Source organism: Streptomyces sp. NPDC020983, from assembly GCF_044333485.1.
In the GTDB taxonomy this organism is placed as follows: domain Bacteria; phylum Actinomycetota; class Actinomycetes; order Streptomycetales; family Streptomycetaceae; genus Actinacidiphila.
Genome location: NZ_JBIRRA010000023.1, coordinates 24,710 through 51,451 on the forward strand (window position 1 = coordinate 24,710; position 26,742 = coordinate 51,451).

Below are 26,742 nucleotides of genomic sequence, written 5' to 3' on the forward strand. Positions count from 1 at the left end.
GTCATGCGTTCTCGCTTCGCACCCGACCGGCAACTGACCGTACGGATGGTGGTCGTCCTCTTCCTGCTCGGGCTGGTGTACGTGGCGTTCGTCGCCGCCCTGGTCGCGCTGCTGAAGTCGGTCGTGCTGGTGGTGCTCGTGGTCGCGGCGCTGCTCGCGGCCCAGTACTGGTTCTCCGACCGGATCGCGCTGTTCGCCATGCACGCCCGCGCGGTCACGCCCGCCGAGGAGCCTGCGCTGCACGGGGCCGTCGACCGGCTGTGCGCGCTCGCCGACATGCCCAAACCGGTGGTCGCCGTGTCCGGCACCGACCTGCCCAACGCCTTCGCCACCGGACGCAACGCCGACCACGCGGTGCTGTGCGTGACCAGGGGCCTGCTGCGGCGGCTCGAGGCCGGGGAACTGGAGGGGGTGCTCGCCCACGAGCTGTCGCACGTCGCGCACAAGGACGTCGCCGTCATCACGATCGCGTCCTTCATCGGTGTGCTCGCGGGCCTGCTGGTGCGGTTCGCCTTCTACTCGGAGCTCTTCGGCGGCCGCCGCCAGGACCAGAACACCGCCGCGCTCCTCGCCCTCGTCATGGGCGTGTCCGCCGCCGCGTACCTGCTCGGCTTCCTGCTGACCCGGGCCCTCTCCCGCTACCGCGAGCTGGCCGCCGACCGCTCCGCCGCGCTGCTCACCGGCCGCCCCTCGGAGCTGGCGTCCGCGCTGGTCAAGGTCAGCGGCGACATCGCCCGCATCCCCACGGAGGACCTGCGCACGGCCCGGTCCTTCAACGCCTTCTTCTTCACCCCCGCTCTCCGCGCGGACTCGCCGTTCGCGACCGTCCTCTCCACCCACCCCAGCCTCCAGCGCCGACTGGACGCACTGGGCCGCCTCTCCACCGAGCTGGGGCTGCACGGGTGAGGCCCCGCCGGAACGCCCGCGCTCCTCAGACGAGCAGGCCCTCTCCCCACGGCGTGACGGTCCACCCGTCGACGAAGCCGTCATGGACCCGGACCGCCAGCAGCGCCGCCCCGTCCGCTCCCGCTCGCGCGGCGCCGAAGTGGAAGGCGACGAAGGGCGCCGCACGGTCTGCGGTGGCGTAGCCCAGCGTCTTGGGCAGATCCGGGTCCCCGGGCCCGAAGACGGCGGACGGCGGCCCGAACTCCCCGGTGACCTCGTGCAGCGTACGGTCGCTGTCCGCCCACCCGACGGCCTTCCCGGCGAGGACGGCGTGCTCGCCCGCCGTCAGCGTCCGGTCGAGCCGCAGCCACCCCCGGCGGTGCGCGTCCTCCCCGTACTGCGACGCCACGACATGCACCTGCGGCCGGGGGAAGGCCTCCCGCAGGAACCCCGAAGACGCGAGCCGCGCGGTGGTGTCCGGGATCCACACCGCGTCCCCGCCCTCCGGCCCGGCCTGCGCGAGTGCGTCGAGAAGGCGCGCCACCGCCGTGAGCCCGCCGTACGCCGCAGGACGGCGCACGGCCAGGTTGAGCCGCACGAGCATCTCCGCGCGCTCCCCGCCGGCCGGGGGCGGGGCGCCCGGCGCGGGGGAGGGGCCGGTGCGGACCACGGGGCCGGTCCGCCCGGTGGGCGATCCGCCCACTACGCCCGCCGCCGGAAGGGGGCGAGCGTGGCGCGTACGAGGTCGGCGGCCCCCCAGTCGGGGTCGAACTGCGCGATGACGGCGAGGTGCTGGCGCAGCTGGAGGACGGGCATGCGGTCGCGCCAGCCGCGGTCCAGCCCGGTCAGTTCGGCGTAGCGGTCGAAGAACACGTCCGCCTCGGGCGGTGGCGCCGTCGTCCACAGGTGGGCGAGGTCGACCTCGGCCCACGTGTACGACACCGCGGGGTCGATCAGCGCGGGGCTCCCGTCCGGAGCGGCCATGACGTTCTGCGCCCACAGGTCCCCGTGCGTCAGGCACGCGGGGCCGCCCGGCAGCAGTTCCGGCAGGCGGTCGCACAGCCGCTCCAGCGCCGCGCGGTCCGCGGCGTCCAGCGCCTCGCGCACGCGCGGCTCGGCGAGCCAGCGCAGCAGCCGGTGCTGTGCGAAGAACGTGAACCCGTCGTCCTCCCAGGTGTTCACCTGCCGCCGCCGCCCCAGCCAGTTGTCCCGGTGCCATCCGAAGCGCGGCTGCCGCGTACCGGTGTGCAGATGCGCGAGCGTGTCGGCGAACCGCTCCCAGAAGGCACCGTCCGCCGGCCGCGGCCGCAGCACCGACAGCACCAGCAGATCCGGCGTCGCGAGCACCGCCTCCGGCGTGACCATCCCCGCCGCACGCAGCACGCCGAGGCCCTCGGCCTCCGTCTCGAAGGCGTCCTCCGCGTCCGCCTCCGCGAACGCCTTGACGAACACCACCGTCCCGTCCCCCCGCCGCGCGAGCCCCGCGACCGCCGCGAGTCCGCCGGAGACCGGCTCGACGGAGGCGACGTCGGACATTCCGGCGGCGTGCAGGCGCTGGAGCAGGAAGGAGGCCGTATCGGTGGTGGCGGGGGTGTCGGTGGTATCGGTCACGGGGGTGATCATTCCCGCGGCCCGGCTCCGTGGCAACGGCCTTCCCGCCCACCGGCCCGGGAGGACCCCGTGGCCGGCGCGGTCGCCCTGGTTCCACGGCACGGGCGGTCCGGCACGCGCGGGAGCCGGAAGGGAGGAAAACGCCTCCCGCAACGTCTCGCCGCCGCACGGCTGCCTGCCGCCGAGGCGGGGGAGTGGGACACGGTGCGGGCGCCGGCCGACGTCGCCGAAGGTGGTGGAGAGTGCGCAAGCTGGGCCACGACGCCCGGTTCGTGCAGGCGCCGCGGTGCGCCGGGTCTACGGTGGGGCGACGGCGAGCGGTCCGGCGCGAGGGGGCCATGGTGGAGCAGCAGAGGGCGGGGAGCCTGCGGCAGTGGGCGGAGAACTTCCGGGCGCGGCTTGCGGCGTATCCGGTGGAAGGGCCGTGGCAGGAGCTGGCGTACTGGGATCCCCTGCCCACCGCCCGGCGGTACACCGACACGATGGGCACAGGGCGCTGGGAGGAACGCAGCTGGCTCAACGTGCCCGGCCCCTTCTACGCCGGCGAGACCGACGACGGGCTCAACGGCCCCTTCTACCTGCCCGAACACGTTCTCTCCAGCGACCGGCACCACGAGTTCGTCCACCGCCAGCCGGTGAACCCGCGCGAGGTGGCCGCACTGGTGCGGATGGCGAACGACGAGCCACTCGGCGGGTACGCCTGGGACGGGGACGAGCACTGGACGACCGAGAGCGTGCGGCAGTGGTGGAGCGGACGGGACGCGGTCAGGCAGTGGATCGAGCGGGAGCGCTGTGACGACCGGAACGAGCCGCACGGTCTGGACAGCTACGCCCACTATCTGGAGAACGGCCTGGAGGACTACCTGAGGGGCTATCTGTTCTGGCTGGCGGAGCACCGCGAGCCGCGTGTCGGCGAGGCGCTGCCGGCCCTGTGACCACGGCCGGAACGCACGGGCCGCGCGGCCGCGCCCCGGTCCCCGTCGTGCCCGGGAGCGGCTCCCCGGGCCCCGGTGGTGCGCGGGACGACGAGGATGCGCCCGCCGTCGGCGGCGGGCCGGTCGTGCGCCCGGCTCAGGGAGGAGCTCAACGGCCGGCGGGGATGCGCGGCCCGACAGGGCGGATGCCTACCGGCCGGGGACGACGAGCCCCGACTCGTACGCGACCACGACGGCCTGCGCCCTGCTGCCCAGGTCCAGTTTGGCCATCGTGCGGTTGAGATGGGTCTTCACGGTGGCCTCGCTGATGTAGAGGCGTTCCGCGATCTCCGCGTTGGACAGGCCGCGTGCGGTCAGTTTCAGGACCTCGAGTTCACGGGTCGTCAGCGCGTCGAGGTCCGGGGGCCGTTCCCTGGCGATCTGGCGGGCGTACGCCTCGACCAGCCGGCGGGTGACGGTCGGGGCGAAGAGGGCGTCGCCGCTGGCGACCGCGTTGATGGCGGCGAACAGCCGTTCCGGGCCGGCGTCCTTGAGGAGGAAGCCGGACGCGCCGACGCGCAGCGCGCCGTAGACGTACTCGTCGAGGTCGAAGGTGGTCAGCATGAGGACGCGGGGCGCCGGGTCGGCGGCACGGGCGAGGATGCGCTCGGTGGCGTCGATGCCGTTGAGGCCGGGCATCCGCACGTCCATCAGGATCACCCGGGGGTTCGTCTCGGCGGCGAGCGCCACGGCCTCGGCGCCGTCGCTTGCCTCACCCACCACCTCCATGCCGGGCGCGGCGCGCAGCAGCCCGACCAGACCGGCCCGGATGAGGAACTGGTCGTCCACGACGAGCACGGTGATCATGTGGTGGTGTCGTCCCCCTGCGCGGCCGTCCGTGCGGCGGTGGGAAGGGTCAGCCGCACGGCGAAGCCGCCCTGCTCCTGCGGGCCGGCGGTGATCCGCCCGCCGTAAAGCTTGGCCCGCTCCCGCATGCCGAGCAAGCCGTGCCCGCCCCCGGTCCCTACTCTGTCCTGAATCACCCCCTGCCCGTCGTCCGTGACCGAAACCGTCACCTGGTGCGCCTCGTACGCGAGCCGTATCTCGGCGCTCGCGCCGGGCGCGTGCTTCACCACGTTGGTGAGCGCCTCCTGCACCACCCGGTAGGCGCACAGCTCCACGCCCGGGGTGAGCGGGCGCGGGGTGCCCTCGACGGTCAGGGCCACCGGGACCCCGCCGGTGCGCAGGCGCCGGGCCATCTGCTCCAGGCGGGCCAGGCCCGGCATCGGGCCGGCCGGGGCGCCCTCGTCGTCGGAGCGCAGCACCGTGAGCATGCGGCGCAGCTCGTCGAGGGCCTCCTTCGCCGACGCGTCGATGGTGTCGAGGGCGCCGCGCGCGGTCCGCGGGTCGGACGCGAAGACGAAGCGGGCCAGGCCGGTCTGGACGGAGATCACGGATATGTGGTGGGCGACCACGTCGTGCAGCTCGCGGGCGATGCGGCCCCGCTCCTCGGCCACCTCGCGCCGCGCCCGCTCGTCCTGCTCGCGGCGCAGCTGCCGGGTCAGTTCGGCCGAGCGGCGGGCGGTCTCGCCGAAGCGCCAGAGCACCGCCGGGTAGATGAGGGCCTGTCCCACGACGGCCGGCCAGCCGTCGGTGTGGCTCACGGCGCCCGCGCAGACCCAGGTCGCGCCCATCAGGGCCGCGCAGGGGACGGCGGTGCGCGGCGGACGCAGGGAGGCGACGGTGTAGACGGCGAGCATGGGACCGAAGCTGCACACCACCGGCCAGTAGCCGGCGGTGATGTACACCAGCCAGCTCGCGTGCACGAGGCAGCAGACGGCGACGGGCGCCCGGCTGCGGAGGACCAGCGGCAGGTGGACGAGGACCACCAGCGTGTAGGCGGCCGCGCCGAGCGGGCCGTGCCCCTGGTGCACGGCGTCCTGCCCGAGCAGCACGGCCACGCTCGCCAGCGCCGCCGCGATCAGCGCGTCGACGGCGAGGGGGCGGATCCGCATCGCAGCAGGGTATGCCGGATCGGCCGGCCGGACGTCAGCCGTGCGCGGTACCGCGCAAGTTGCAGTGCCCGGGCGGGCCGGGACCGCCCGGCCCGCCGCGGGTCCGGGAGGGGTACGCCGCGTCGTGGGACCCGCCGCGTCCCGGGGGCACACGCCGGGTCCCCGCCGGAGGGCCGCGGTCCCCGGCGCGCGGGGTGCGGAGGTCTCGCCGGGAGCCGGGAAGCTGATGAGCGGCGGGCCCGCGACCGCCGCCGCCCTGGGCCGCCGGAGGAGGCGGCGGGGATCCTGGGGCACAGTGGACCGCACGCCCGCGGCCGGACGCCTGCGCCGCGGGCGGGGACCGGGCGAAAGGATGATCCGAGTCATGACTGCTGGGGCAACGGCGCTGGTGGTGCAGAGCGGTCCGCACGGCGGGCCCGGGCGGTGGGCCGGCTGGCTCGCCGAGGGCGGTGTGGGCATGGACGTGGTGCGGGCGCACGCGGGAGAGGCCCTTCCGGGGCGGCTGGAGCACGCGGCGCTGGTCGTGCTCGGCGGCGGCTACCTCCCCGACGACGACCGGCGGGCCCCCTGGCTGGCGGGCACCCGGGCCCTGATGGCGCAGGCACTGGAGCGGGAGGTGCCGGTGTTCGGCATCTGCCTCGGCGGCCAGATGCTCGCCCAGGTCGCGGGCGGCGCGGTGGCGGGGGAGCACGGGCAGCCGGAGGTCGGCAGCACGGAGCTGACACTGCGCGAGGAGGCCGCGGACGACGTCCTGTTCGGCGGGCTGCCGCAGCGGCTGAGGGCGGTGGAGAACCACGTGGACGCGATCGTGCGGCTGCCCGGACGGGCCCGCTGGCTGGCGGGCAGCGAGCGCTGCCCCTACCAGGCGTTCCGTGTCGGGCGAGTGGCGTGGGGCGTGCAGTTCCACCCCGAGGCCGATCCGCGGAACATCCTCCGGTGGCCCGCGGCCCGGCTGGAGCGCCACGGACTGGACCGGTACGAGCTGTACCGCGCGGCGCTCCTGGACGACCGGGACGCCGCCGGGGTGTGGCGGACGGTGGCGCTGCGGTTCGCCGCCCGGGTGCGGGAGGGCAGGGTGCGCGGGGCCGCCGGTGCGGCCCGGTGACCGCGCCGGGCGCTTCCGTTCGGGCCTTCGGGCCTGCGGGCGCGGCGCGCGAGGGGCTTCCTGCCGCGGAGGCCGGCGGCGAGCGGTCAGGGCGAGGGCCGCGGGGGGCGGGCGCTCACGATGCCGCCGCGTTCTCCGTCCGGGGCTGGGCCGCCGAGTCCAGGGAGAAGAGGGACAGCAGCGCCTCGACGGTGGGTCCCGCGTCCGCGGGGTGGCGCAGCGAGGTGCCGGTGGGGATCTCGTAGATGTTCGTGCGGCCGACGCGCGTGTGGCTGAGGTAGCCGTCCGACTCCAGCTCCGAGATGATCTTCTGGACGGCTCGTTCGGTCAGCATGCACTGCGCGGCGATGTCCCGGACGCGGACCGCGGGATCGCGCGCGATCGTGGCCAGGACGCGCGCGTGGTTGGTCAGGAAGGTCCATCCGGTGCGAGGGCGGGCGGCGTCATCCATGCACGTCATCATACGACATCGGATTCAGGTCAGGTAAAACACGAACCACATTTCGCGCATTACTTGACAGGGATAGCTGTCGCGGCACAGTCTGGTGTCGCCGGGACGCGGCCCTGAGGATTCGCGGAGCACCGCCGGCCGCCGTCAGCGGCGGGCGGGACGCAGGCACATGGAGACGGGGACAACGCAGACCAGCGGAGGTCATGCCCGATGGCAGGCGCGGGGCAGCACCGGCGCGACGACGCGCAGCACGGCAAGTCCGGTCCGGGACGACCGGCCTCGCCGCTTCCACGGGTGGTCAGGCATCTGCGGTCCGGTCTGACGGTCCGGATGGCCGAAGTCCTCGGCCGCACCCGGGTGACGGTCTGCGGCGAGATCGACCTCGACTGCGCGGAGACCCTCCACCAGGCGCTCGTCGAGTGCGTGGCGGCGACCCCGCAGGGCGTCGACGTCGACCTGTCCGGAGTCGGCTTCTTCGACTGCGCCGGTCTGAACGTCCTGCTGAGGGTGCGCGCCTTGGCCCAGGCCACCGGCGCCGAGCTGACCGTGGCCGCGACGTCCCCCGTGGTCGCCAGGGTCCTCGACCTCACGCACTGCCGCGACGCCTTCCCCCGCGGGGCGCCCCCGGCGTGCGCACCGGCCGCCGCTCCCTGGCCCGCCTCCCGGCCGGCCTGACGCCCCGCACACCACCGGCCGCCGGCCGGGCGGGGGCCGGCGCGGTGCGGACGGTCCCGCGGCCCCCGTCACCCCCCGGCGTTCCGGCACATGCTCCATGCCTCTCTCTACGAGCCTGACGCCGCCGTCCCCCCGACTCCCCTCGCGCCGCCGCACGCTCGTCCCCGGCGGCGACGGGCCCGCCGCCGGGCGTCGGCGGCACCTCGCGGCAGGGCCCGGGAACGCGCGACGCGTGCCCGGCCCTGCCGCGTGCCGTCAGGGCGGGCCCTCCGGCGCGAGTCTGCGCAGCGCGAGCGCGGCGAGCAGCGCGGCCCCGTCCGGCAGCACCGCGTCGTCGAACACCGCGTCCGGGGCGTGGTTGCCCGGGGCGGTGGCCGGGTCGCGGTCCGGCGGGCAGGCGCCGAGGCTCGTCATCACGCCGGGCACCTCGGCGAGGATCCGTCCGATGTCGTCCGAGACGAGCGCGGGGTGGGTGCCGGGCACGAACCGTCCGGGACCGAACAGCCCGTCGACGGCCGCCCGGACGCGTGCGCACTCGGCGGGGTCGTTGACCGTCGCGGGGTAGCCCGGGGTGTAGTCGACCCGGGCCTCCAGACCGTGGGCGCCGGCCACCGCACGCGCCGTGTGCTGCGCGGCGGCGGCGAGCCGGTCCAGGGTGGCGTCGGACAGCGCGCGCAGCGTCGCCTCCAGCCGGCCCCGGTCCGGGACGATCGCGGGACGGGTGCCGGCGTGCACGGTGCCGACCGTGAGCACCACCGGGTCGAAGGGGTCGAACCTGCGGGCCGGCAGCGCGCCGAGCGCGGTGACGAGTTCGGCGAGCGCCGGGATCGGGTCCCGCGTGCGGTGCGGCCAGGCACCGTGCCCGCCGGCGCCGTGCAGGGTCACGGCAAGTGTGCCGCTCGCGGCGAGGGCGGGCCCCGCGGTGCTGCCGAACCGGCCGGCGGGCACGTCGGCGGCGCAGTGCAGGGCGTACGCCGCGACGGGGCGGCTGCCCGTGGTCTCCAGCAGCCCCTCGGCCAGCATCAGCCGGGCCCCGTCGTGGCCCTCCTCGCCGGGCTGGAACATCAGCAGCACGTCGCCGGCGAACCGGTCCCGCCGGGCGGCGAGCAACTGCGCGGCGCCGACCAGCATCGCGGCGTGCTGGTCGTGGCCGCAGGCGTGCCGCGGGCCGTCCGGGAAGTCCAGCGCGTCCAGGTCGGCGCGCAGCAGCACCGTGGGGCCGGGGCGCGTCCCGGACACGACGCCCACCACGGAGGTGAGCGCCGTGCCGGTGTGCAGCTCCAGTCCGAGGCCGCCGAGCGCGGCGAGCACCGCCCGCTGGGTACGCGGAAGGTGCAGGCCGGTCTCCGGGTGCTCGTGCAGCGCGCGCCGCAGGCGGTGCAGGCCCAGCGAACGGGCGTGCGCCGTCAGGGTCGTCACCGTGCGGTGCCGCGCAGCGCCGGCAGCACGGTCTCCGCGACCCGGTAGGACTCCTCCAGCAGCGGGTTGCCGGAGAGGATGAACGTGTCCACCCCGAGGTCCTGGAACTCCCGCAGCCGGGCCACCACCTGCGCGGTGCTCCCGACGACGGCGGTGCCGGGGCCGGGCCGGAACAGGCTCATGCCCGGCCACAGGTTGGGATGCTCCTCCAGCTCCCGCGCGCGTGCGGGCACCCGCCCGCCGTGCTGGCGGAACTGCCGTGCCCAGCCCTCGCCGTCCTTGCCCTCCGGGTCGCCCAGCATCCGGGCGTAGGTGGCCTGGCTGGTGACGTCGAGCAGCCGGTCCGCCGCGGCCCACGCCTCGTCCTCGGTGTCCCGGACGATGAGGTGCAGCCGCAGCCCCAGGCGCAGCTCCCGGCCGTGGTGGGCGGCGCGCTCGCGTACGCGCTTCAGCTTCTCCTCCAGCAGGTGCGGCGGCTCGCCCCAGGTGAGGTAGACGTCGACGTGCCGCGCGGCCATCTCGATGCCGGCCGGGGACGAGCCGCCGAACCACAGCGGGGTGTGCGTGCCGCCCTGGATCGGGGCCAGCTCGCGCAGGCCCGCGCCCGCCCGGGCCAGCTCGTAGAAGCGGCCCTTGTGGTCGAAGACCTCGCCGGCGGTGAGCCGCTTGACGATGTCCCAGTACTCTCCGCTGAGCTCGTAGCGCTCGTCGTGCTCCAGGTGCAGCCCGGCCTGGCGCAGCGCCTCGGTGGAGCCGTTGACGACGTTGAAGCGCAGCCGGTCGGGGCCGAAGAGGTGGCTGAAGGTCAGCGCCGTCTTGGCCAGCACGGTGGGGGAGATCAGCCCGGGGTGCACGGCGAGCAGCGGCCTGAAGCCCGGCCGTGTCACCGCGGCGACCGCCGAGGCCAGCGGCCACACGTCGTACAGGTCGGTGGCGAACAGCGCCCCGTCGTAGCCGAGCCGGTCGACGGCGACGCCGAGCTGCTGGAGGTAGGCGAGGTCCACGCTGCGGCGCCCTTCGGGCTCCCAGGGGTAGGCGCCCTCGCGCGGGATGATGTACCAGAGGATCTCGGGGCCGGGCATGGTCACTTCTCCGGGGAGGCGGCGGTCAGGAGGGCCTGCGCGGCAGTGGCGTCGAGGCCTGCGTGCCGGGCGTCGGCGACGGTGATCGGGCGGGGCAGGAAGCCGGCCGCGGCGAGGATGTCGGCCGCCTCCTGCTGCTCGGCGACGAACGCGTCGGAGACCGGTTCGAGCCGCCACGGCAGCGCGGACAGCGCCTCGCGCCAGTCGGCCGCGGTGCCGCCCTGGTCCTCCGCGGCGATCGCGGCGGCCTCGTCCAGGTGTCCCGCGGCCCAGGCGTCGGCCGCCTGGAGCGCGCGGACGACCAGCCCGACCAGCTCGGGCCGGCTGTCGGCGACGTCGCGGCGGGTGAAGAAGACGGAGCGGTCGGCGATCAGGTCGCCGGCCTCGGCCAGGGTGCGGACCCGGCCCTCGCGGCGCGCGGCGGCCAGCTCCGCGCCCTGCCCGACCCAGGCGTCGATTCGGCCGTCCAGGAGCGCCTGGTAGGAGTCCGGCGCCGAGCGTTCGGCGGTGATGTCGGCGCCGTACGACAGACCCTGCCCGGCGAGGGCCTTGGCCACGAAATGGGTCTGCCAGGAGCCGACGGCCAGGTGGACGGTGCGTCCCCTGAGGTCGGCGAGCGAGCCGATGCCGCCGTCGGCGCGGACCAGCAGCGCACCGTGGCCGGGCCGCGGCGCCGAGACGGCCGCGTACACCAGGTCGTGCCCGGCGGCCTGCGCGGACAGCGGCGGCGTGGAGCCGGTGCCGCCGAAGTCGATGGTGCCGCCGGCGAGGGCCGCGGCGGTGTCCAGACCGCCGATCCTGTGCCAGGCGGCGGTCTCACCGTGCGCGGCGAGCAGCTCTTCGAGCAGGCCGAGCCGGGACAGGTGGTAGAGCGACGGGTTCGCGGGGTGGACGCCGATGTTGACGGTCATGCGCGGGGCTCCTTGCTGGTGGCCGGGGTGGCCGGGGTGGCCGGGGTGGCGGGGGTCGTGGCGGGGACGGTCGTGGAGTGCGGGTCGGCCGGTGCGGGCACGGCGCCCGCGGTCTCCTCCGGGCTCCTGCGGACGCCGAGTTCGGTGAGCAGCCGGGTGCGCAGCCCGGCGAAGGCCGGGTCGGCGCTGTCGCGCGGGTGGCCGATGCCGATCCGCTCGTCGACGGCGAGCCGTCCGTCCCGCAGGACGGCCACCCGGTCGGCGAGCCGGATCGCCTCGTCGACGTCGTGGGTGACGAGCAGCACGGCGGGCCGGTGGCGGCGGCACAGCTCGCCGACCAGGTCGTGCATCTTCAGCCGGGTCAGGGCGTCGAGGGCCGCGAACGGCTCGTCGAGCAGCAGCAGTTCGGGCTCCCGGATGAGGGCGCGGGCGAGCGCCACGCGCTGCGCCTCGCCGCCGGACAGGGTGCCGGGCCAGGCGTCGGCGTGCCGCTCCAGGCCCACCTCGGCCAGGGCGCGCCGCCCGGTCTCCCGGGTGTGCGGGCCGCGCGGCAGCGCGACGGTGACGTTGGCGAGCACCCTCTTGGACGGGACCAGGCGCGGCTCCTGGAAGACCACGGTGCGGGACTGCGGGACGAGCACGGTGCCGGCGTCGTGCCGGTCCAGCGCGCCCAGGATGCGCAGCAGGGTGGTCTTGCCCGTTCCGCTGGCGCCCAGCAGCGCCAGGAACTCCCCCTGGGCGATGTCGAGATCGAGCCCGTCGAGCACGCTCCGGTCGCCGAAGGTGCGGCGCAGCCCGCGGACGCGGACGGCGGCGCGGCCGCCGTCCGGCCGCTGCTGCCGGTGGTGGACGGTGGTGCGGCCGGCGAGGGTTCCGCTCATCGGGCCGCCCCCTGGGTGCGCCACGGCATCAGCAGCCGCTCCAGGACGCGGGCGACACCGTCGGCGAGCAGCCCGATGAGGGCGTACACGAGGATGCAGACGGTGAGGATGTCGGTGCGCGAGTACTCCTGGGCGGTGGACATCAGGTAGCCGATGCCCGCGGTCGAGTTGATCTCCTCCGCGGCGATCAGCGCGATGACGCTGAGCGTCATCGACAGCCGCAGGCCCGACAGCAGTGCGGGCAGCGCGCCGGGCAGCACCACCTCGCGGACCAGGGCCGCCCGCCCCATGCCGAAGCTGCGCATCGCCTCCACCAGCTTGCGGTCGGTGTTGCGGACCCCGCCCGCCGCGGAGACGTACATCGGGAAGCTGGTCGCCACCGCGATGAGCACGACGCGGGCGGTCTCGCCGATGCCGAACCAGACCATGAACAGCGGCACCAGGGACAGGAAGGGGATCGTGCGCAGCAGCTGGAGGGAGGAGTCGAGGAGTTCCTCGCCCAGCCGGGAGAAGCCGGTGACCACGCCGAGCAGCAGCCCGGCCGACGCGCCGAAGGCGAGGCCGAGCCCGGCCCTGGTGAGGGACACCGACAGCGCGTCGCCGAGCTGCCCGCTGGTCCACAGCTCCCGGAGGGCCGACAGCACCTGGCCCGGCGAGGCGAGCAGCGAGGAGCTGAGGGTCCCGGTCGCGGACGTGGTGTACCAGGCCAGCAGCAGGGCCAGCGGGCCGAGGAGCCGCAGCCCCGCGCTCAGCGCGCGCGGCCGCGGGCGGGGTGTGCGCGGGCGCGGGGCGACGAGCCCGGGCGCCGCCGGGTCGGCGGAGGTGCCGAGCGGCAGGTCGCCGGCGGCGGGGACGGCGCTCATTTCGCCGCCGCCGCGGGCGCGGTGATGTCGATGACGTACGGCGTGACGTCGAGGACCCCCTTGGTGATCTTCTGCTCGGCGAAGAACCGCGCCACGGTCGCGAAGTGCGCGAGCTGCGTGGGACCGATGGGCTGCGCGGTGCCGAGCGCCTTGTCGACGGGCAGCTCGACGGCCTTCTGCGCGGGGCTGACCGCCTCCGGGCCGGAGTCCGTCTTGACGTTGAGGTACGCCTCCGGGTCCTGCTGCTGCTTGAGACCGGCGTCGTGCAGGTAGCCGTAGAGCGCCTTGACGACCTCGGGGTGGTCCTTCGCGAAGCCGTTGCGGACGGCCCAGACCGCGTAGTTCTCCGAGCCGACCTGGCCGCCGGTGGTCAGGAAGCGGGCGCCGGAGTTGGCGATGGCGGGAACCGAGTACGTGGCCCAGGTGGACCAGGCGTCCACCTGGCCGGAGTTGAAGACGGGGCCGATCTGGTTGGGCTGGAGGTAGACCCGCTCGACCTCGTCCACCGGTACGTGCTGCTGCTCCAGCGCCTTGAGCAGCAGGTACTCGCTGGTGCCGCCGTGCCACACCGCGACCTTCCGGCCGACGAGGTCGCTGACGCTGTTGATGCCGGAGTCCTTCTTCACCAGGATGCCCTCGCCCAGCTGGTCGGGGTCCACGGCGGCGAAGAGCCTGAAGCCGGGCGACTGGGCCAGGGCGGCGATCGCGGAGGTGATCGAGCCCTCGGCGACGTCCAGCGCGCCGGCGTCGAGTTCCTGCGCGGCGGGGGCGAACGCCCCGGCCGTCCCGGTCCACGCCACCTTGGCGTGCACCTTGGCCAGCGCCTTGTCGAGCGAGCCGTCCTTGCGGGCCAGCGCGAGCACCCCGGAGTTTCCGCCGTCGGGGATGCGGACGGTGACGGTCGTGCCGCCGCCGGAGCCGGCGGTGTCGGCCCGCGCGGCGTCCCCGGACGAGGAGGAGCAGGCGGCAAGGCTCAGGGCGGCGAGCAGGGACGTGGTGGCGAGGGTCAGCTGACGGGCGTTCACGTGGGTCTCCAGGGGGTGTCCGGCCGGGTTCGGCGCGGGGTTCAGGGGGTGGGAGCGGGGGAGGGGGCCGCGGCGCGGGCGGCCCGCAGCTCGCGGGCCAGCCGCAGGGGCTCGTGGTCCGCCCAGGCGGCGACGTCCACCGGGGCGGGCAGGAAGCCGTGCCCGTGCAGGAAGCGCTCCTGCCGGGCGAGCAGCGCCAGCCGCTCGGGGCTCAGGTCGAGGTGCAGGCCGGCGGCGGTGCCGCCGCGGTAGGCGGCGGCGACGCCCTCGGGGCCCGCCCCCGTCTCGGCGCCGAGGATGCGGGCCACGTCCGCGGGGTGGTCCGCGGCCCAGTCGGCCGCGTCGAGCAGCACGGCGAGGAAGCGCACCACCAGGTCGGGGTGCTCGTCCAGCAGCCGCTGGTGGACGGTGATGGGGCGGGGGGTCCCGTTGTTGACCCGGGACCTGCGGTCCGGTTCGGCGTCCAGGTCGATCGCGACCTCGGCCCCGTACCGGCGGGCGGTCTCGACGGCGACCGCGCCCTTGACGTAGACCGCGTCGACCCGCCCGTCCCGCAGCGCGGTCAGCTCGCCCTCCCACTGGCCCTGCCGGACGCCGGGGACCTCGACGATCTCGGCGTCGTCCAGGGTGAGGCCCGCCAGGCCGAGCGCGCCGGCGTGGCCGTGCAGCGCCATGGCGCGCCAGAAGTCGATGGCGATGTCGTGCCGCGGGACGGCGAGCCGCCTGCCGCGCAGCTGCTCCGGCGACCGCAGCCCGCTGCCGTGCCGGACGAGGATCGACTGCCGCTCCTCGATCCACGTCAGCGCGATCAGCCGGGTGGCCTCGCCGCGCGAACGGGCCCACAGTGCGGGGACGTTGCCGCCCTCACGGAAGAGCGCGGTCAGCTCGTGGGTGAAGTGACTGAGCGGCAGCCCGTCCGGGCCCGCGTCGCGCGGGGCGTCGGCGAGCGAGCGCACCGCGATGCCGTCGGGAGCGAACTCCGCGGCCAGGGTGCCGCGGTCGGCCGCGACGCCGGTGGCGGTCGGGACGGGGCAGCGGGTGAACCAGATCTCGTCCGGAACGGACATGGGTGCTCCAAGCGGCATGGCTGAGGTGGGGGCGTGGGCGGATCCGGCGCACGGGCGCACGGTTCACCACCACACGAGAAGGCGTACGAGGGCGGTGTGCGGCGGGCCGTCAGCGACAGGCGGTGCCGCGGGACCTGCCGAGGTCCAGGTACAGCCGCGCGGCCAGCAGCGGGCGGAACGGGCTGAGCAGGCCCGGCGTCGTCGTCACGGGTGCTCTCCCCTCCGGTGCGGTGTGCGGCGTGCGGTCTGCAACGGAGGCTGGCACATCCGTTCGGCCCGAAGCAATCTTTCCCACCATGTGGCATGGGGTTTGCCGGGCAGTGTTCACACGGCGGAACACGGCGCAATCTTCCGGCAACATTTGCCAGATCGTGGCAGGCTGCGCATGCTTGGCGCATGACGACGGACGCGCGCACCCACGTCGCCGGCGCGCCGCCGGGAGCCCAGTCGGTGACCCGCGCGCTGCGCCTCCTGCACTGCTTCCGCGACAACGCCGGCGAGCTGAGCGCCTCTCAGCTCGCCCGGCGCATGGAGCTGTCGGTGTCCACCGCGCACCGGCTGGCCCGCACCCTGGTGGCGGCCGGCTTCCTGGAGCAGGACGAGCACAGCGCGCGCTACCGGCTCGGCCCGTCCGTCGCCGAGCTGGGCCGGCTCTCGCTGCACCAGCGGGGCATGCACCGGGCCGGTCCCGAACTGGACGCGCTGGCACGGGCCACCGGCACCACCGCCGACCTCGCCATCCGCAGCGGCGCCCACGCGGTGATCCTCGCCGGCGGCTCCGTGCACGCCGCCGCCGGACTCGGCCTGCGCCGCCCGCTGCACTCCACGGCGCTCGGCAAGGTGCTGCTGGCGTGGGCCCGTCCGGGCGACCCGGCGCTCGACACGCTGCTGCCGCTGCACGCGCACACCGACCGCACCATCACCGCCCCCGCCGACCTGCGCGCCGAACTGGACCGCGTCCGCGCCGCCGGATACGCCCTGAACGACGGCGAGTCGGCCGACGGGGTGCGGACCGCCGCGGTGCCGGTCCTCGACGCGTCCGGCCACGCCCACGCGGCCCTCGCCGTACGCTCCACCCCCGACGTCATCACCGACGACCGGCTCGCCTGGTTCGTGGCGCGCGCCGCCGCCTGCGCCCGCGCCCTGGAGGTCCTGTTGCTTCCCCCGTCGCAGCGCCACCAGGGCCCGGACGCCGGATAGTTCTGCGACCACGCACCGCGCACCGCTCACCGGGTGAGGCGGGCCGCGCCGGGAGGCACCGGGTGCGCCGGGGAGGCCGGCATGCCCGAAGAGAGGCCGGATGCTCTCCGGCGGATGACGGCCGGGCACAGGGCGCTGCCGTCCCCCTCCCGGTTTCCGCGGCCCGGGGAACGTTTCCGCCCGGCCCCGCCTCCTGGCATGCCGGAGCGGGCCCGCGGGGACCCGCCGGAGGCGAGAGGCTTTCCCATGACACCGAGCACCCACACGAGCGCGGCCCCGGCCGTCGCCGGCAGGCCGCTGCCGGAGGCCGAGGGCGCCAGGCACAGCTGGCTCCAGGTGCGCGGCAGCCGGCTGCACGTCGCGGAGTACGGATCCGGTGCGCCGGTCCTGCTGCTGCACGGCTTCCCGCAGCACTGGTTCGCCTGGCACCGGGTCGCCGCCCTGCCGGCCCCCGGACTGCGGCTGATCTGCCCTGACCTGCGGGGCTTCGGCTGGTCGCAGCAGACCGCGCGCGGCTACGACATCGACGGCCTGTGCGGCGACATGCTCGCGCTGCTGGACGCGCTGGGCCTCGGCCGGGTGGGCCTGGTCGGGCACGACTGGGGCGCCCACGTGGGCTTCCGGCTGTGCCAGCGGGCACCCGGGCGGGTCAGCGGGTACCTGGCGCTCAACGTGCCGCATCCGTGGACCGGGCAGCGGGCCGTCCTGCCGAACGTGTGGCGCCAGTGGTACACCGCCGTCGTCGAGTACCCGGTGCTCGGCCGGGCCGTGCTGCGCCGCCGGCCGGCGTTCGCCCGCTTCCTGCTGCGTCACCAGGTCGCCGACCCGGCCGTCTGGCAGGCCGGCGAGCTCGCGGAGTACGCCGCCGCGGCCCAGGCCGCCGCCCATGCCGGGCAGGCGATGTTCTGGCAGTACGTGCTGCGCGAGATCCCGGCCCTGCTGCGCGGCACGTGGCGCCGGCGGCCGCTGACCGTCCCGACCGTGCTGCTCGGCGGCGAACGGGACAACGTGTTCCCGCCGTCGATGCTGACCGGCGGCGGGAGCCGTGCGGACGACCTCACCGTGCGCATCGTGCCGGGCGCCGGCCACTTCCTGCCCCAGGAGGCCCCGGGAGCGGTCGCCGCGGCGATGAGGGAGCTGTTCGGACCGGGCGCCGAGGTCTAGGCGCGCGCGGCCGCCCGCAGCGCGGCCTTCCGGATGAAGGGACGTCCGCGGCCGGCCACGAGGGCGTACGCCCGCTGGAGCGGCCTCAGGGCGGCGGGACGCGCCGCGCCGAGCACGGCGAAGCGCGTACCGCCGCCTTCCGGTACGGCGGCCATGCCCCCCACCACGAGGCGCGACTGCATCAGGCACCAGCCGGGGGCCAGCCGCACCTCGAAGGCGCTGCGCAGCCCCAGCGGTCCCACCGCGACGGCCGGCTTGCGCCCGGCGTCCCCGGGCTCGACGCGGAAGTCGCGCAGCAGGGGCACGAGGTGCGGCAGCTCGCCCGCGAGATCCGAGGCGACCGCCCACACCGTCTCGAACGGCAGGTCGAGGTACTCCTCCGCGTAGAAGGTGGTGTGCAGGCCCGCGGCCAGCAGCCGCAGCCGGGTCACCGCGTCAACGCTCATTGCTGCCACGCCTTCCGGAAAGCGGAACGGGCCCGGTGCAGCCGGGACTTGGCCGTGCCCGGCGCGACGCCGAGCAACCCGGCCGCCGTCCGCTCGTCGAAGCCCTCCAGCTCGCGCAGCACGAGCACCGCGCGGTGGTGCACGGGCAGCCGCGCCAGCACGTCCCGTACCTGCGCCGGGAGTTCGCCGTCCCCGGTGCCGGCGAGCCCGGTCAGGCGCGCGGCGTCGGCGGGGTCGAAGGGGCGCTCCCGCCCGGCGCGCCGGGCGACCCGCACCGCCTCGCGCACGGTGACGGTGCGCACCCATCCGTAGAACGCCTGCGGATCACGCACTCCCCGCAACCCGACGAAGACCGCCGTGAGCGCCTCCTGGACGGCGTCCTCCCACTGCGACAGCGCGATCGGCCGGCACAGCCGGGTCACGTACGGCGTCACGGCTGTCAGCAGCGAGTCCATCGCGAGGGCGTCACCCGACCGCGCCGCCCGCACCAGCGGGGCCAGGGCCTCCCACGGCGGCCGGTCCTGCGCTGCTGAGCCGTCCATCACCGCGTACCCTACCGCCGGCGGACCGGGGGCACCCGGACGGGGGCGGGGAGCCGTCCGGCGGATCCCCGCGGTGCTCACCGGACGGCTCGATCCCTCCGGGCGCGGTGCGAACCGACCGGGGAGGTTGACGGAGACGGCTCCCGGGTGCTCCGGGCGGCGGCCACGGCCGCACCCGGGGGCCCGGCTCCTCACGGGCGGGGCGGAGCCCCTCCCGCGGGGATCGCAGGCGGCGCGGTCACAGGCGCCCCGCCTCCGTCAGCCGGCGCAGGAAGTCGCGTGTGCGCTGCTCGGCCGGTGCGCCGAACACCTGCTCAGGGGGGCCGTGCTCCAGGACCACCCCGGCGTCCAGGAAACACACCTGGTCGGCGACGTCGCGGGCGAACGCCATCTCGTGGGTGGCGATGACCATCGTCATGCCCTCGTCCTTGAGGTCCCTGATGACGGCGAGGACCTCGCCCACGAGTTCGGGGTCGAGCGCCGCGGTGATCTCGTCGAGCAGCAGCAGGCGCGGTCTGGTGGCGACCGCGCGGGCGATCGCCACGCGCTGCTGCTGGCCGCCGCTGAGCCGGTCGGGGTACTCGCCCGCGCGGGCGGCGAGCCCGAGCCGTTCGAGCAGGTCGCGCGCCTCGGCCTCCGCCCGGTGGCGCGGCACCCCGTGCACCCGGCGCGGCGCGAGCGTGATGTTGTCGAGCACCGTCATGTGCGGGAAAAGGTTGTAGGCCTGGAAGACGACCCCGATCCGGCGGCGTACCGCGTCCTGGTCGGTGCGGGGGTCGGTGATCTCCTCGCCGTCCAGGAAGACCGCCCCGTCGTCCACCTCCTCCAGCAGGTTCGCGCAGCGCAGCAGGGTCGACTTGCCCGAGCCGGAGGCGCCGATCAGCGCGGTGACGCTGTGCGCGGGCACCTCCAGCGTGACGTCGCGCAGGACGACCGCGGGGCCGTACGTCTTGCGGACCGCTTCGAGCCGCAGCACCGGCTCGCCCGTCGGCGGCGGCCCGGCGGCGTCCTTGGTCAGCGCTCCGGCGGTCATGCGCTCCCTCCCTGCGCCTGGCGCCCGTTCATCCGGGCCGCCACCCAGTCCGTGAACCGCGTCATGGGGACGGTGACCGCCACGAAGACCAGCCCGGCGATGACGTACGGGGTGTAGTTGAAGTCCCGGCTGGCCATGATCTGCGCGGCGTACACGGCGTCCACCGCACCGCCGATCGACACCAGGCCGGTGTCCTTCTGCAGCGAGACCAGGTCGTTGAGCAGCGGCGGCACCACCCGGCGCACGGCCTGCGGCAGCACCACGTACCGCATCGTCTGCGCACGGCTCAGGCCGAGCGAGCGGGCGGCGGCGCGCTGGCTGGGATGGACGGACTCGATGCCCGCCCGGAACACCTCGGCCACGTACGCGGTGTACGTCAGGCACAGGGCGAATCCGCCGAGCAGCACCGGGTCGTTGGTGACACCGGTCAGCCGCAGCGCGGGGATGCCGAAGACGCACATCAGGATGCAGATGATCAGCGGCAACCCGCGGAAGAAGTCCACGTACGCGGTGGCGAGCGCGCGCACGGGGAAGTAGACCGGGCCGCGCAGTGTGCGGAGCACCGCGATCAGCAGCCCCGCGACCAGCACGACGGCGCCGCACACCGCCAGCAGCCGCAGGTTCAGCCACAGCCCGTCCAGCACCTCGGGCAGCGCGGCCCGGGCGTGGCGGGCGTCGAAGAACGTCTGCCGGGTGCGCTGCCAGCCCGGCGACTCCACGACGAGCACGCCCAGGACGGCCGCGGTCGCCAGCGAGCTGACCGCGGCCACCGCGAAGGCCCGGCGGGTGGCTGCCCGCCTGTACCGCTCGCGGGCGAGCCGCCGCGCGGAGGGCCGGTACGCGCCGTCCGGCGCCGGGGGCGCGGCCTCGTCCCGCACCGTCATCGCGTCACCGCCAAGCACCGTCCCCTGCGGTCCGTCACGTCAGCGCCTTCACGTCAGCGGCTCCGGCGCCGTCACTTCAGCACCGGCGCGTCGACGGCGTCGGACAGCCACTGCTTCTCCAGCGCCGCGAGCGTGCCGTCCGCGCGCAGCTGTGTCACGGCCGCCGACACGCACGGCGTGAGCCTGCTGCCCTTGTCCAGGACCAGCCCGAACTGCTCCGCGGGGCCCCCGGACGAGCCGAACTGCCCGACGACCTTCGCGTCCTGCACCTGCGCGCCGGTGATGTAGAAGGCGGTCGGAAGGTCCACCACGATCCCGTCCACCTGGCCGTTCTTCAGTGCGGCCACGGCGAGGTCGTTGCGCTGGAAGACCGCCGGCTGCCTGGCCGGCTTCACGACCCCGGTGATGGTGTCGAGGCTGGTCGTCCCCACCTGGGCGCCGAGCTTGGCCTGCCTGAGGTCCGCCAGGGTGGTGGCGCCCGCGATCGGGGAGCCCTTGCGGGCGACGACGGCCTGCCGGACGTCGTAGTAGCCGGGGGAGAAGTCCACCGTCTTCTTCCGCTCGTCGCTGATGGACACCTGGTTGATGTCGAAGTCGAAGTTCTTCACGCCGGGGGAGAAGGCGGAGTTGAACGGCACCGTCTGCCACACCACCTGGCCGGGGCCGAACCCGAGCTGCCGGGCGACGGCGTAGGCGACCGCCGACTCGTAGCCCTTGCCGTTGGCGGGCTTGTCGTCGGAGAACCACGGCTCGTACGCCGGGTTGTCGGTGCCCACCGTGATCCTGCCCGCGGTGCGGGTCGGCAGCGTCGCGGCGGTGCAGGAGGCCGTTGCCGCGCTCGTGGCGGACGTGCCGCTCGCGGGGGACGGCGCGCCGGAGGCGGAGGAGTCGTCCTGCGGGGAGCAGCCGGCGACGGCCGCGGTCAGGGCCGTGCTCAGGAGCAGGACCGCGGCGGCGAGGGCCGGACGGCTCGGGGGCGGCGGTTTCACGGGACTCATGGCCGGACCCTGGCACCACGACGGCTCGGCTGTCCACGCGATTCCGCCCGTTGTCCGCATGGCGGACGATTGTGTCCGCGGTGTTTCGCCGCGTCGCCGGGCGGGGTCGCCGGCGCGACCGCCGGGCACCGCGGATCGATCGACGACGGTGATCGATGGGATGACGAGCATGTGTTGGACTCATCGATCACCGCCGGACGAGACTGGCCACCTCTTCTCAGGACGGCTTCGGAGGTCTCGGCATGCCCGCCAGGAACACGGTTCTGGTCACCGGCGCGACCGGAAAGCAGGGCGGCGCGGTGGTCCGCCGGCTGCTCGCAACCGGCCGCGCCGTACGCGCGTTCGTCCGGGACGCCGACCGGCCCGCGGCGAAGGCGCTCGGGGCGCTCGGCGCCGAGCTGGCCGTGGGCGACCTGGACGACCCGGGGTCGCTCGCCGCGGCCGCGCGGGGCGTGCACGGCGTGTTCGCCCCGCAGCCCGGGGACCTCCCCGACCCGCGGGCCGACGTCAACCTGCGCCGGGGCCGCGCCGTCGTGGACGCGGCGGCGGCCGCGGGCGTCGCCCATCTGGTGTACAGCTCGGCCGCTCCGGTCGGCCGCGGGTCGGGCGTCCCGCACTTCGAAGCGATGGCCGAGGTCGAGGCGTACATCGGCGCGAGCGGCGTCCCCGCCACCGTCCTGCGCCCGGTGTTCTTCATGGAGAACTGGTCGTACCTGATGGGGGAGGTTCAGGGCGGTGAGCGCGCCGGCGCGGTCGCGCTGGACGCGGACAGGCCGCTCCAGATGATCGCCGTCGCGGACATCGCCCGGATCGCCGCCGACTGCTTCCGCAGCCCCGACGAGTTCGCCGGCGCGACGCTGGAGATCGCCGGGGACGAGCTGACGGTCCGCCAGGTCGGCGAGGCGTTCACCGCCGTCGACGGCGTCCCCGCCCGTGTCGCCCGCACCCCGGTGGAGGAGCTGCGGGCGGCGGCCCCCTACCTCGTGGACTTCTACACCTGGCTGAACGGCGCCGGCTACCGGGCGGACCTCGGCGGCCTGCGCCGGCGGTGGCCGGAGCTGCTGACCTTCGAGGCGTGGCTGCGCGCGGGGCGGTGACCGCCGCGCCCCGCAGGGCCCGGCGACCACGGCGCGGACCGGGCCCGCCGTCGGGCCTGGGATGATCGGTCCATGCGTGCGGCCCGGCTCCTGTCCCTCGTCCTCCTGCTGCAGAACCGCGGGCGGCTGACCGCGGGTGAGCTGGCCGCCGAGCTGGACGTCTCGGTGCGGACCGTCTACCGGGACATCGAGTCGCTGAGCGGCGCGGGCATCCCGGTCTACGGCGATGCCGGCCACCACGGCGGCTACGAGCTGCTGGGCGGCTACCGCACCCGGCTGACGGGGCTGCACGCCGACGAGGCCGGCTCGCTGTTTTTCGCCGGAATGCCGGGCGCCGCCGACGACCTGGGGCTGGGCGAGGTGCTCGCGGCGGCGCAGCTGAAGCTGAGCGCGGCGCTGCCCGTCCCGGTGCGGGACCGGGCCGGACGGATCCGCGAGCGCTTCCACCTCGACGCCCTCGGCTGGTACCGGGAGCAGGACTCGCCGCCCGAACTCGCGGTGCTCGCGGGCGCCGTGTGGAACCAGCGGCGGATCCGTGTGCGGTACCGCCGCTGGGCGGAGCCGCAGGAGGTCGAGCGCGTGCTCGACCCCTACGGGCTCGTCCTCAAGGCGGGCGTCTGGTACCTCGTCGCGGCGGTGGACGGCACCGTACGCACCTACCGGGTGTCGTCGGTCCTCCGCCTGGACGTCACGGACGAGGGCTTCGAACGCCCCGCCGGCTTCGACCTCGCCGCCCACTGGCAGGAGTACCTCAGCTCCTACGACGCCCGAAGGCTCCGGCTTCAGGCCCGCGTCCGCATCAGCCCCGCCCTGCTGTCGGCCCTGCCGGACCGCCTGGACGCGGCCCTCGTCCGCGCCGTCGAGGCCTCGGCGGGGCCGCCGGACCCGGGCGACGGCTGGGTGACGGCGACGATTCCCCTGGAATCGGTCGGGTCGGCGGTGCCGGTACTGCTGTCCCTCGGGCCGGACGTCGAGGTGCTGGCCCCCGGGGAGCTGCGCCGCGCGGTCGCGGAGGCGGCCGCGGCCGTGCTCGGCCGGTACGTCCCGGCGGCCGGCGACCGCAGCAGCAGCCCGGCGGACAGCGTCGCCAGCAGCCCGAGGGCGGCGAGCACCGCGAAGCCGTAGCGCGTGTCGGTGCGGTCGGTGACCGAGGCGACCAGGAGCATCACGGCGACCGTGGCCGCCAGCCCGCCCCCGTTCGCCAGCCCGAAGACCCTGCCCACCGTGGCGTCGTCGGCCGAGGCCATCAGCATGGTCCGGGAGGCGATCCGGGCCTGCCCGAAGAAGAACGCGCCCAGCGGCACCGCCACCAGGTAGCCGGTGAGCCCGAACTGGCTCTGCAGTACCAGGCCGGCGTCGCAGACCAGGAAGCCCACGACGGCGATGCGCAGGTCGGGACTGCGTCTGCTGACCATCCGGTAGGCGCCGGCAGCTGCCAGGAAGCCCAGCGATCCGAGGGCGTCCACGGCGCCGAACGTGCCCGCGCCGCGGTGGAGTTCACCGATGAGGGCGGTGGGCATCAGGGCGTTGAAGACCGTGACGACCACGCTCCCCTGGGCGTAGAGCAGGATGAAGCGGCGCATCCGCAGCGGTCCGCGCGGGGCCGCCGGTGCGGGACCCACCGTGGTGGCGGGCACCGGAACCGGGTCCGGGCGGCGCCCCACCGCGGCGACGCAGAGCGCGGAGACGGCGAAGGTCGCGGCGTTGAACACCAGCAGCGGCACGGCGCCGAAGGCCTGGACCGACAGCCCGCCCAGCGTCGCCGACAGCAGCATCCCCGCCTGGGTGCCCATCTCGTAGCGGGCGTTGAACCGCCGCAGCCGGTCCGCCGGGATCCGCTCCTTGATCAGCGCGGAGCTGGCGGGGAGGAAGAGGGCGCCGACGACGGCGAGTGCCAGGTTGGCACCGTAGATGCCGGGCCCGGGGGAGCCGCCGCACACCAGCCACAGCGGCAGCGCGAGGGCCAGCGCCGCGCCGGCGGCGTCGCAGCCGATCCACAGGACGCGGCGGTCGAAACGGTCGGCGAGCCGTCCGAAGGAGGGCGACAGCAGCGCCTGCGGCCCGGCGACGGCGATGAAGAGCCAGCCCACGGCCATCATGGTCCGCTGCTCGCGGATCATGAGCAGGGCTCCGACGATCAGCTGGACGTTGTTGCCGAGGGCGGTGGCGAAGGCGGCGGGCACGAGCAGCCGTTCGGCCCGGCGGGAGTGGTGAGCGAGGAGCATGGCACCACTGTCCGGAGGTTCGCTGACACCTTCTGTCAGTGGAGTCGACGTCGTGCGGACCGCGGGCCCGTCGCCCCCGGGACCCGGCCGGCAAGGGGCCGCCGCGCGGAAACGCCGTCCGCCCGCGGGGCGTTCGCGCCGGCCCGTCGCCCGGCCCCCGGCAGGTGCGGGGCCGGCGGCCGCCCGCGGACTGCGCGGCCGGCCGGCCGGTGGACGCCGTACGCAGCCACCCGGCCACGTTCCGCGTCCGGCCCGCGGGCGGCACCCCGGCCCGCGCTGCGCCACCCGGACGACCCGGGGGAGCCGGCCCGGCCCTCCGTACGCGTTCCCGGGGCCTGCGCGCCGGGTCGCGCGCCCTTACGCCGTCCGGGTGAGGCGCCCGCGCCCCGGGCGGGCGCCGGGCGGGCCGGGGGCCCCGGGGCGGGCCGGGGGAGACGGCACCCGGTTGCCGGTCGCCGGGTCAGCCCTGACGATGAGGTGGGGACAGGAGGTCGCGCCATGAGCCTGTACTTCGCCAATGCCCTCCCCGACATGGTGGACGACGCGCTGGCCGGTTTCGCCCTCGCCCACGCGGACACCGTCCGCTGGGACGAGCGGGACGGCTATCTGTGTGCGCTGCGGACCGCCCCGGCACGCCGCGTCGGACTGGTCTCCGGGGGCGGCTCCGGGCACGAGCCACTGCACACCGGATACGTCGGCGCCGGAATGCTGGACGCCGCCTGCCCGGGACGGGTCTTCGCCTCGCCGCACAACCGCCAGGTCTTCGCAGCGGCCCGCTCGGTCGCCCGCGAGGACGGGGTGCTGCTGCTGGTCAAGAACTACACCGGTGACCGGATCAACTTCGGCATCGCCGCCGAGCGGCTCGCCCACGAGGGCATCCGCTGCGGCCGGGTGCTGATCGACGACGACGTCGCCTCGCAGTCCGCGGACTCCGCCACCGGGCGGCGCGGCACCGGCGCCGCCGTGCTGGTGGAGAAGATCCTCGGCGCCGCCGCGGACACCGGCTGCGGACTGGCCGATCTCGAAGCCCTCGGCGCCGAGGTCGTGGCCCGCTGCCGGAGCCTCGCCGTCGCGTCGGCGCCGCACACCTCGCCGGTGACCGGTGCGCCCGCCTTCGAGCTGCGGCCGGGGACGCTGGAGTACGGCGTCGGCATCCACGGCGAGCGCGCCGCCCGCACGCTCCCCGCCCGCTCGCTGCGCGACCTGGCCGAGGAGATGGTCGCCTCGCTCGCCGACGCGCTCGGACTGGGCGGCAGGTCGCGGCTGATCGTGCTGGTCAACGGCCTCGGCGGCGTCACCAGACTGGAGCTGTACGCGGTGCTGCGCGAGGTCGCGCGCCTGCTGGACAAGCGCGGTGCGGACACCGTGAGGGTCCTCGTCGGCGACTTTGTCACGGCGCTGGACATGCGCGGCTTCTCCGTCACGCTCCTGGACGCCAACGACGAGCTGCTGCGGCTCTACGACGCGCCGGCCGCCGCGCCGGCCTGGCCCGCCACCCCGGCGCCGCCCCCCGACCGGCTGGGCGAGGTGCCGCAGACCACGGGAGAGGCACCATGAGCGACACGACCATGCGACCCGAGCACACCGGCCCCGGCCCCGTCGCCTTCGCCGCCTTCACCGAGCGGTGGGTACGCGCCTTCGCGGCGACGGCCGCGGCGACCGAGGACGAGCTGACCGCCCTCGACCAGCAGGTCGGCGACGGCGACTTCGGCACCAACCTGGTTGCGGGCCTGCAGGCCGCCGTACGCCTGCTGGACGCCCGGCAGGCGCCGGGATCCGGTCCCGTGCCGCCACTCGGGGCCGCGGCGAGCGCCTTCCTGGACGAGGTCGGCGGCACGAGCGGCCCGCTGTTCGGGCTGCTCTTCCAGGAGATGGCCGCGGCCGTACGGGACGGGGCAGCCGTCGCACCCACCGCCGCGCTCGCGGCCGGGGTGCGCGACGGGCTCGCCGCGATCCAGCGGGTGGGCGAGGCGGAGGTCGGCGACAAGACGCTGGTCGACGCCCTCGCCCCGGCCGCCGCGGCACTCGCCGCGGCCGCCGGCACCGAACCGGCAAAGGCCCTCGGCGAGGCCGCGGGCGCGGCGTGGCGCGGGGTGCACGGCACCGCCCGGATGACGGCCCGGCGCGGCCGCGCGAGCTACCTCGGTGACCGCGCGGCCGGCGTGCCCGACCCTGGGGCGGTCGGTGTCGCCCTGCTGTTCACCGCGGCCGCCGGCCCGGTCACCGTCCTCGCGCCGCTGCTTCCCTGA

27 protein-coding genes and 1 pseudogene are annotated in these 26,742 nt (G+C 75.6%); 10 read left to right on the forward strand and 18 right to left on the reverse strand.

The annotated features are described in order from the left end of the window. The first annotated feature begins 3 nt into the window (after positions 1 to 3). A complete protein-coding gene (gene htpX, locus ACH4SE_RS34355; protein WP_398547495.1) occupies positions 4 to 906 on the forward strand; it encodes a zinc metalloprotease HtpX in 903 nt (300 codons plus the stop codon). Positions 907 to 931: 25 nt separating this feature from the next. Here htpX and ACH4SE_RS34360 read toward each other — a convergent pair whose 3' ends face one another. Both ACH4SE_RS34360 and ACH4SE_RS34365 read right to left on the reverse strand, forming a co-directional pair. Beyond that, a complete protein-coding gene (locus ACH4SE_RS34360; protein ID WP_398547496.1) occupies positions 932 to 1,555 on the reverse strand; it encodes a hypothetical protein in 624 nt (207 codons plus the stop codon). 32 nt (positions 1,556 to 1,587) lie between these two features. Next, the gene (locus ACH4SE_RS34365; protein ID WP_398547497.1) at positions 1,588 to 2,496 is read right to left on the reverse strand and encodes a fructosamine kinase family protein; all 909 of its coding nucleotides are present in this window, start codon (positions 2,494 to 2,496) and stop codon (positions 1,588 to 1,590) included. A 338-nt stretch (positions 2,497 to 2,834) separates the two neighbouring features. Here ACH4SE_RS34365 and ACH4SE_RS34370 point away from each other — a divergent pair, with 338 nt between their 5' ends. Next, the gene (locus tag ACH4SE_RS34370; protein WP_398547498.1) at positions 2,835 to 3,431 is read left to right on the forward strand and encodes a ferredoxin; all 597 of its coding nucleotides are present in this window, start codon (positions 2,835 to 2,837) and stop codon (positions 3,429 to 3,431) included. Positions 3,432 to 3,620: 189 nt separating this feature from the next. Here the strand turns inward: ACH4SE_RS34370 and ACH4SE_RS34375 are convergent, their stop codons facing one another. Further along, positions 3,621 to 4,277, reverse strand: coding sequence for a response regulator (locus ACH4SE_RS34375; protein ID WP_398547499.1), 657 nt, complete (start codon positions 4,275 to 4,277; stop codon positions 3,621 to 3,623). Further along, on the reverse strand, positions 4,274 to 5,425 hold the full coding sequence (locus tag ACH4SE_RS34380) for a sensor histidine kinase (RefSeq protein WP_398547500.1): 1,152 nt from the start codon (positions 5,423 to 5,425) through the stop codon (positions 4,274 to 4,276). The genes ACH4SE_RS34375 and ACH4SE_RS34380 overlap by 4 nt, the downstream gene beginning before the upstream one ends. 352 nt (positions 5,426 to 5,777) lie before the next feature. On the opposite strand from ACH4SE_RS34380, the gene ACH4SE_RS34385 reads away from it, so the two are divergent. Next, positions 5,778 to 6,530 (forward strand): type 1 glutamine amidotransferase, encoded by a 753-nt coding sequence (locus ACH4SE_RS34385; RefSeq protein WP_398547501.1) that lies wholly within the window; start codon positions 5,778 to 5,780, stop codon positions 6,528 to 6,530. Between the two features lie 115 nt (positions 6,531 to 6,645). Here ACH4SE_RS34385 and ACH4SE_RS34390 read toward each other — a convergent pair whose 3' ends face one another. Beyond that, a complete protein-coding gene (locus ACH4SE_RS34390) occupies positions 6,646 to 6,981 on the reverse strand; it encodes a helix-turn-helix transcriptional regulator (RefSeq protein ID WP_398547502.1) in 336 nt (111 codons plus the stop codon). A gap of 210 nt (positions 6,982 to 7,191) precedes the next feature. Between ACH4SE_RS34390 and ACH4SE_RS34395 the strand changes: the two genes are divergently transcribed. Continuing rightward, positions 7,192 to 7,656 carry an STAS domain-containing protein gene (locus ACH4SE_RS34395; RefSeq protein ID WP_398547503.1) on the forward strand — a complete coding sequence of 155 codons (465 nt, stop codon included), beginning with the start codon at positions 7,192 to 7,194 and terminating at the stop codon, positions 7,654 to 7,656. Positions 7,657 to 7,911: 255 nt separating this feature from the next. Here ACH4SE_RS34395 and ACH4SE_RS34400 read toward each other — a convergent pair whose 3' ends face one another. The 7 genes from ACH4SE_RS34400 to ACH4SE_RS34430 are packed head-to-tail and all read right to left on the reverse strand — an operon-like array spanning position 7,912 to position 14,904. Next, positions 7,912 to 9,075, reverse strand: coding sequence for a M20 family metallopeptidase (locus tag ACH4SE_RS34400; protein WP_398547504.1), 1,164 nt, complete (start codon positions 9,073 to 9,075; stop codon positions 7,912 to 7,914). Next, positions 9,072 to 10,157: an LLM class flavin-dependent oxidoreductase gene (locus ACH4SE_RS34405; protein ID WP_398547505.1), complete on the reverse strand. Its 1,086-nt coding sequence runs from the start codon at positions 10,155 to 10,157 to the stop codon at positions 9,072 to 9,074. Before ACH4SE_RS34405 ends, ACH4SE_RS34400 begins: the two co-directional genes overlap by 4 nt. A gap of 2 nt (positions 10,158 to 10,159) precedes the next feature. Continuing rightward, the gene (locus ACH4SE_RS34410; RefSeq protein ID WP_398547506.1) at positions 10,160 to 11,068 is read right to left on the reverse strand and encodes an ABC transporter substrate-binding protein; all 909 of its coding nucleotides are present in this window, start codon (positions 11,066 to 11,068) and stop codon (positions 10,160 to 10,162) included. After that, positions 11,065 to 11,949, reverse strand: a complete 885-nt coding sequence (locus ACH4SE_RS34415; protein WP_398547507.1) for an ABC transporter ATP-binding protein — start codon at positions 11,947 to 11,949, stop codon at positions 11,065 to 11,067. Before ACH4SE_RS34415 ends, ACH4SE_RS34410 begins: the two co-directional genes overlap by 4 nt. Further along, positions 11,946 to 12,812, reverse strand: coding sequence for an ABC transporter permease (locus ACH4SE_RS34420; RefSeq protein WP_398547508.1), 867 nt, complete (start codon positions 12,810 to 12,812; stop codon positions 11,946 to 11,948). The genes ACH4SE_RS34415 and ACH4SE_RS34420 overlap by 4 nt, the downstream gene beginning before the upstream one ends. After that, entirely contained in the window at positions 12,809 to 13,837 is a 1,029-nt protein-coding gene (locus ACH4SE_RS34425) for an NrtA/SsuA/CpmA family ABC transporter substrate-binding protein (protein WP_398547509.1), read from the reverse strand. The genes ACH4SE_RS34420 and ACH4SE_RS34425 overlap by 4 nt, the downstream gene beginning before the upstream one ends. A gap of 41 nt (positions 13,838 to 13,878) precedes the next feature. Then, the gene (locus ACH4SE_RS34430) at positions 13,879 to 14,904 is read right to left on the reverse strand and encodes an ABC transporter substrate-binding protein (protein WP_398547510.1); all 1,026 of its coding nucleotides are present in this window, start codon (positions 14,902 to 14,904) and stop codon (positions 13,879 to 13,881) included. Between the two features lie 396 nt (positions 14,905 to 15,300). On the opposite strand from ACH4SE_RS34430, the gene ACH4SE_RS34435 reads away from it, so the two are divergent. Together ACH4SE_RS34435 and ACH4SE_RS34440 are read left to right on the forward strand one after the other, a co-directional pair. Further along, a complete protein-coding gene (locus ACH4SE_RS34435; RefSeq protein ID WP_398547511.1) occupies positions 15,301 to 16,104 on the forward strand; it encodes an IclR family transcriptional regulator in 804 nt (267 codons plus the stop codon). A 246-nt stretch (positions 16,105 to 16,350) separates the two neighbouring features. Beyond that, positions 16,351 to 17,268, forward strand: a complete 918-nt coding sequence (locus ACH4SE_RS34440) for an alpha/beta fold hydrolase (RefSeq protein WP_398547512.1) — start codon at positions 16,351 to 16,353, stop codon at positions 17,266 to 17,268. Here the strand turns inward: ACH4SE_RS34440 and ACH4SE_RS34445 are convergent. From ACH4SE_RS34445 to ACH4SE_RS34465, 5 genes are all read right to left on the reverse strand, one after another. Further along, positions 17,265 to 17,714, reverse strand: coding sequence for a hypothetical protein (locus ACH4SE_RS34445; RefSeq protein WP_398547513.1), 450 nt, complete (start codon positions 17,712 to 17,714; stop codon positions 17,265 to 17,267). The two genes, ACH4SE_RS34440 and ACH4SE_RS34445, sit on opposite strands and share 4 nt — an antisense overlap. Further along, positions 17,711 to 18,256 carry an RNA polymerase sigma factor gene (locus ACH4SE_RS34450; RefSeq protein WP_398547514.1) on the reverse strand — a complete coding sequence of 182 codons (546 nt, stop codon included), beginning with the start codon at positions 18,254 to 18,256 and terminating at the stop codon, positions 17,711 to 17,713. Before ACH4SE_RS34450 ends, ACH4SE_RS34445 begins: the two co-directional genes overlap by 4 nt. A 238-nt stretch (positions 18,257 to 18,494) precedes the next feature. After that, entirely contained in the window at positions 18,495 to 19,289 is a 795-nt protein-coding gene (locus ACH4SE_RS34455) for an amino acid ABC transporter ATP-binding protein (protein ID WP_398547515.1), read from the reverse strand. Further along, entirely contained in the window at positions 19,286 to 20,173 is an 888-nt protein-coding gene (locus ACH4SE_RS34460; RefSeq protein WP_398547516.1) for an amino acid ABC transporter permease, read from the reverse strand. Before ACH4SE_RS34460 ends, ACH4SE_RS34455 begins: the two co-directional genes overlap by 4 nt. Positions 20,174 to 20,244: 71 nt before the next feature. Further along, positions 20,245 to 21,171 (reverse strand): ABC transporter substrate-binding protein, encoded by a 927-nt coding sequence (locus ACH4SE_RS34465; protein WP_398547517.1) that lies wholly within the window; start codon positions 21,169 to 21,171, stop codon positions 20,245 to 20,247. A 242-nt stretch (positions 21,172 to 21,413) separates the two neighbouring features. Here ACH4SE_RS34465 and ACH4SE_RS34470 point away from each other — a divergent pair, with 242 nt between their 5' ends. Together ACH4SE_RS34470 and ACH4SE_RS34475 are read left to right on the forward strand one after the other, a co-directional pair. Then, on the forward strand, positions 21,414 to 22,268 hold the full coding sequence (locus ACH4SE_RS34470; protein WP_398547518.1) for an NmrA family NAD(P)-binding protein: 855 nt from the start codon (positions 21,414 to 21,416) through the stop codon (positions 22,266 to 22,268). Between the two features lie 72 nt (positions 22,269 to 22,340). Next, positions 22,341 to 23,393: a helix-turn-helix transcriptional regulator gene (locus ACH4SE_RS34475; protein ID WP_398547519.1), complete on the forward strand. Its 1,053-nt coding sequence runs from the start codon at positions 22,341 to 22,343 to the stop codon at positions 23,391 to 23,393. Between the two features lie 131 nt (positions 23,394 to 23,524). Here ACH4SE_RS34475 and ACH4SE_RS34480 read toward each other — a convergent pair. Next, a pseudogene (locus ACH4SE_RS34480) lies at positions 23,525 to 24,493 on the reverse strand (MFS transporter); the annotation flags it as partial. Positions 24,494 to 24,991: 498 nt separating this feature from the next. On the opposite strand from ACH4SE_RS34480, the gene ACH4SE_RS34485 reads away from it, so the two are divergent. Both ACH4SE_RS34485 and dhaL read left to right on the forward strand, forming a co-directional pair. Beyond that, on the forward strand, positions 24,992 to 26,050 hold the full coding sequence (locus ACH4SE_RS34485) for a dihydroxyacetone kinase subunit DhaK (protein ID WP_398547520.1): 1,059 nt from the start codon (positions 24,992 to 24,994) through the stop codon (positions 26,048 to 26,050). Further along, a complete protein-coding gene (dhaL, locus tag ACH4SE_RS34490) occupies positions 26,047 to 26,742 on the forward strand; it encodes a dihydroxyacetone kinase subunit DhaL (protein WP_398547521.1) in 696 nt (231 codons plus the stop codon). Before ACH4SE_RS34485 ends, dhaL begins: the two co-directional genes overlap by 4 nt.